A 4,602-nucleotide genomic window follows, 5' to 3' on the forward strand; every position below is an offset into this window, starting at 1 on the left:
GTGACGGCCCCCGCGCCCCGCGCCCAGGCTGCGCCGCCCGCACCCGTGCGCGGCGGCGTGGACGCGGCCGGCGATACGCCCCTGACCTATCCCGCGCCCGCCCAGGCCCAGGCCCAATCTGCGCCGACGCCGGTTGCGCCGGCTCCGACCGTCGCCGCGCCGGCACCCGCCGCGACCCCGGCTCCGGCCACGGCGCCCGTTGCCGTCGCCGCCGAGGACCCGCTGGCCCCGGTGGCCGAGGCCATCGCCGCCCTGCTGGCGACACCCGAGAGCGTCACCGCCTCGAAAAAGGACCAGGAGGGCCTCGTCGCCTTCTACGGCGCGCGCCAGAACCTGCCGGTCTTCGTCGGCCTGAAGGGCCTCGACGCCCGCGGCAAGGCGGTGATCGCCCGCCTCGAAGCCGCCGGCGAGGACGGCCTCGACCCCGCCGATTATGTGGTGCCCCCGCCCAGGCCGGGCGCGACCGCCGCCGATCTCGCCCACACGGAGCTGAAGGTCGCCGTCGCCGCTTTGACCTATGCGCGGCACGCCCAGGCCGGCCGCTTCGATCCCAGCCGCATCTCGTCGCTGGTGACGCCGGTGCGCGAGATCCCCGATCCGGCGGCGGTTCTGGCCAGGGTGGCCTATGCCCCGGACGCCAATGCGGCGCTGGCCGGCTTCAACCCCTCCCATGCCGGCTATCGGGCGCTCAAGGCCCATCTGGCGCGAGTGACGGGCCACGCGCCCGGCGTCGTCGCCATTCCGGCCGGCCCGCAGATCCGTCCCGGCGCCAGCGACCCGCGCATCCCCGCCCTGCGCACCCGCCTCGGCGTCACCGGCCGGGCGAACGACGATTTCGCCTATGACCCGGCGCTGGTGGATGCGGTGAAGGCCTTCCAGGAGGCCGCGAACATCAAGCCCACGGGCATCATCGGTCCCTCCACCCTCGCCGCCCTCAATGCCGGCGCCTCCCCCGGCGGCGGCAGCCTGAAGGCGGACGTGATCGCCAACATGGAGCGCTGGCGCTGGCTGCCGCGCGACCTCGGCGAATCCTATGTGATGGTCAACATTCCGGAATTCCTGGTGCGCATCTACCAAAGCGGCCACGAGATCCACGAGACCCGGGTGGTGGTGGGCAAGCCGGAGACGCCGACCCCCCTGCTCAGCCGCGAGATGCAGTACATCGTGGTGAACCCGGCCTGGAACATCCCGCCTTCCATTGCCCGCAACGAGATGATGCCGCTGTTGCGCTCCGACCCCTCGGCGCTGTCCCGGCGCGGCATCCAGGTGGTGCGCAACGGTTCGGGCGGCTATTCCTTCCGGCAGGTGCCCAGCGAGCGCAACGCGCTGGGGCGCATCAAGTTCATGTTCCCCAACGACCACTCGGTCTACCTGCACGACACCCCGTCCAAGGCGCTGTTCCAGAACGACCGGCGCGCCTACAGCCACGGCTGCGTGCGGGTCTATGAGCCGCTCAAGTTCGGCGAGGTCATCTTCAATCTCGGCCTGCCCAACGACAACTGGACCCAGGCGCGCATCGGCAAGATGTTCGGCAGCTCCGAGCGCTACGTGAACCTGAAGCAGCGCTTCCCGGTGCACATCGTCTATTTCAACGTGGTGGTGGACGATGCCGGCCGCCTCGCGGCGCGCGAGGACCTCTACGGTATCAACGCCCAGACCAAGACGCTGCTCGGTCTCGCCGGCAGGCAGCGAATCGCCGACGGGACCGCGCCTCGGAGCCCCGCTCCCAGGGCGCGCTGAAATCCCTTCCCCATACCGCAACGACAGGGACGGCCCAATGGCCGTCCCTTTTTATTTCAATGACTTGGAACGGAAGCGCCAGCCATGGTCGCGTCAGTCTGCCGCGCTTTTGCCCTGTGAATAACGCACATCCATGGTTGCCTGGTGCGGCAAGGCCACAGACTGACGTAAGGTACGGCACTTTTTTGCCATACTCCGCCGATAATTCACGGACCCGTGACCGTTCGATGGGGGAAACCCCGGCGGCGGGCACGAGGGGGCGCGGGGTGTCAACTCACCCTTAACCGAACCCGACAAGACTCTCATCCCATAGCGTCGCGGCAACAGTCGCGGCGTCCTTGAAATCTGAGCCTCGGGTTCGAGACATTGGCCTTCCGTTCCGCGATCAACGCCGTCCGATCCTTGCGCCCGGGGCTTCGCCCCAAGGGGGTGCCTGCGCTCCGGGCCGCCATTATCGGAACCAGCCTTCTCGTCGCCGGCACCACCTCGCTGCAGAACGCGGTGGCCAACGGCGACACCCGCACCATCACCCTGCACCACACCCATTCCGGCGAGAGCGGCAGCTTCACCTTCAAGAAGAACGGCCGCTATGATCCGGAAGGCCTGGCCGGCCTCAATCATTTCCTGCGGGACTGGCGCAACCAGAAGTCCACGCAGATGGACCCGGCCCTGTTCGACATCGTGTGGGAGGTCTACCGCGAGACCAACGCCACCGCGCCGATCCAGATCGTCTCCTCCTACCGCTCGCCCGAGACCAATTCCATGCTGCGCGCCCGCTCCAGCGGCGTGGCGAAATTCTCCCAGCACATGCTGGGCAAGGCCATGGACTTCTACATTCCGGGGGTGAACCTCACCGACCTGCGCGTGGCCGGCCTCAGGCTCCAGCGTGGCGGCGTGGGCTTCTATCCCACCTCCGGATCGCCCTTCGTCCACATGGACACGGGCAACGTGCGCCACTGGCCGCGCATGACCCACGACCAGCTCGCCCGCGTCTTCCCGGACGGCAAGACCGTGCATGTGGGCAGCGATGGACGCCCCCTCTCGGGCTATGCCGCCGCGCTCGCCGAGATCCAGGCCCGCGGCTCCAAGGCCGGCGTCGCCGTGGCCTCGGCCGATGGCGGCAAGGGCGTCAAGAAATTCTTCTCCGGCCTGTTCGGCAAGAAGGACGCGGACGACGACGAGGGCGGCGAGACCACCACCGTCGCGGCGGCCGAGACCACCGGGGACGCCGCGCCCGCCCGCACCACCGCTAGTTCCGCCACCAGGACGACGCCGGCAGCGGCCTCCATCGTGCAGATGGCGACCGCGCCCGTTCCCCCGTCCCGTCCGGCCGAGATCGAGGCCGGCGCGCTCGTGACCGCCCAGGCCGCCAATGCGGGCCTGTTCGCTCCCCTGCCCCAGCGGCGACCGGCGGAGGCCGGGAGCCGTGGCGACAGCCGGATGGCGAGCCTGACGGCGCCCGGCGCCACCGCCGCCCCACTGCCCGCCGTCATCACCCGCGGTGGCGCGGCGGAAGCCGGACCGGCGCTGGGCTATGCGTCTCCCGGCCCCCTGACCGAGCAGCGCAGCACCCTTTCCGGCGGCATGATGCCCCACGCCGTCGAGCCGGCCGCGACCGCCAGGCCCGCCCCGGCCGGAAAGCCCCGCGCGCGCCTCGCCGAAGTGGCGTTCGGCCGCCTGTTCCTGTCGCCGAGCCTGTCCTCGGAGCTGTACCTGCGGACGCCGGAACTGCGCCAGTTCGGCAGCTTCATGACGCCGCCGCACGAGGTGGTGGCCTCCGCCTTCTCGCGGGATGGCTCATTCGGCCTGAAATCCCGCTTCACCGGAACCGCGGTGGCCGACCTGCCCACCTTCGTCTTCCGCGCTCCGGCTGTCGCCTACACCCAGCGCATGTAAGTCCCACATCGTGGCGCGGGAGCCTGTGAGCCGGCCCGCACAAAGCCGCTCGGACCCGCAGGGCCGGCGGCCGATTCGCGCGCCCCTGAACCGTACCGCAGATCATGGCGGCGCGGCCGGTCCGCGTGCCCCAAGCGGCTCAGGCCCCAAGAGACTGCTTGGAAAATCCGGCTGGCTTATTCATGTCGCCGGAAAAGAGCCGTCGTCATGCCCGGGCTTGTCCCGGGCATGACGAGCAGGGTAGAGCGCCCACCTGCCGAAAGGCTTCCCGGCGGGATTTTCCAAACAGGCTCTAAGCAACTCTGCCCCAAGCAGCTCAGGCGTAGATGCCGAGCGCCTGCATGTAGAGCTCCACGATGGCTTCGTGCTCCTTGCGGTCGTCCTCGTCCTCCTTGCGGATCTTGAGGATGGTGCGCAGGGCCTTCACGTCGAAGCCGTTGGCCTTGGCCTCGGCGAACACGTCCTTGATGTCGTCGGCGATGGCCTTCTTCTCCTCCTCGAGCCGCTCGATGCGCTCGATGAAGGACTTAAGCTGTTCCTTGGCAAAGCCCGCGGGGGCATCTGACACGTCTTCCGCCACCTGGCCGGTCTCCTTGAGCACGAAGGCGCGTTCCAGGAGCCGGCCGGGCCGGCGGAACGCGCGAAAAACGGATCCGGAGGCCCTGCGGCCCCGGAGCGGGAGGAAGATAGAGGCCACCGCGCGGCCCCGCGTCAAGGATCCGTCCCCGCTTTCCACTCCGCAGCCCGCCTGCGACGGCCCCATGATGCCTCAAGCCGGAGCCTTTCCGGTGAACTCCCCTTCACCGGAAAGGCTCCCTCCTCTGGTTCGCGCAATTCCCGGCGCAGAACCGCTGCGCCCTTTTACTGGAATTGCTTCGGCCCATGGCGGTCCTGCCCCCATCTGGCCGCCGCGCCGCATTCATGCGAGCGTGGCGACCCGCCACCACCCCCGATGCCCTGCGTGAC

The 4,602-nt window shown here is 69.5% G+C and carries 3 protein-coding genes; 2 read left to right on the forward strand and 1 reads right to left on the reverse strand.

Going from position 1 to position 4,602, the window contains the following annotated elements; genetic code table 11:
• Both K9U40_RS22100 and K9U40_RS22105 read left to right on the forward strand, forming a co-directional pair.
• Positions 1–1,740 (forward strand): L,D-transpeptidase family protein (locus tag K9U40_RS22100; RefSeq protein WP_282892267.1); only part of this gene is annotated, 1,740 nt, incomplete at its 5' end.
• 429 nt (positions 1,741–2,169) lie between these two features.
• Complete coding sequence (locus K9U40_RS22105; protein ID WP_282892268.1) at positions 2,170–3,636, forward strand: DUF882 domain-containing protein; 1,467 nt, start codon at positions 2,170–2,172, stop codon at positions 3,634–3,636.
• 316 nt (positions 3,637–3,952) lie between these two features.
• Here the strand turns inward: K9U40_RS22105 and K9U40_RS22110 are convergent, their stop codons facing one another.
• Complete coding sequence (locus K9U40_RS22110) at positions 3,953–4,237, reverse strand: DUF2312 domain-containing protein (protein WP_282892269.1); 285 nt, start codon at positions 4,235–4,237, stop codon at positions 3,953–3,955.
• Between the last annotated feature and the right edge of the window lie 365 nt (positions 4,238–4,602).

It is taken from the genome of Xanthobacter autotrophicus (assembly GCF_030015065.1).
Taxonomy (GTDB): domain Bacteria; phylum Pseudomonadota; class Alphaproteobacteria; order Rhizobiales; family Xanthobacteraceae; genus Xanthobacter; species Xanthobacter autotrophicus_D.